This window comes from Pseudomonas citronellolis (assembly GCF_029335315.1).
Classification (GTDB): domain Bacteria; phylum Pseudomonadota; class Gammaproteobacteria; order Pseudomonadales; family Pseudomonadaceae; genus Pseudomonas; species Pseudomonas citronellolis_A.
Map to the genome: position 1 here is coordinate 1 of NZ_JARJLT010000013.1, position 317 is coordinate 317.

Consider the following 317-nt stretch of genomic DNA (forward strand, 5'->3'; position numbering starts at 1 on the left):
AAGCACGGCTGGTGGGTGGTGGCGCAGCAGCAGGTGACCGCGCACGACGGCGACGCCTCGCGCGGCCTGAGCCTGTTCGCCAACTTCACCGTGCATGACCAGGCGACCAACAGCATCGACAACTACCAGCAGGCCGGCATGGTCTACAAAGGCCTGTTCGATGCGCGGCCGAAGGACGATATCGGCCTGGCGGTGGCGCGCATCCACATCAACGACGATGTGACCAAGCACCAGAAGCAGGTCAACGCGGTCTCCGGCATCGACGACTACGACAACCCGCTGTTCCAGCCGGTGCAGCACACCGAGTACGACGCCGA

At 64.7% G+C, this 317-nt stretch carries 1 protein-coding gene; it reads left to right on the top strand.

Features of this window, described 5'->3' with window-relative positions:
* Positions 1–317, top strand: a 317-nt coding sequence (locus tag P3W75_RS00830; protein ID WP_276225470.1) for a carbohydrate porin, incomplete at both ends; no start/stop codon positions are given.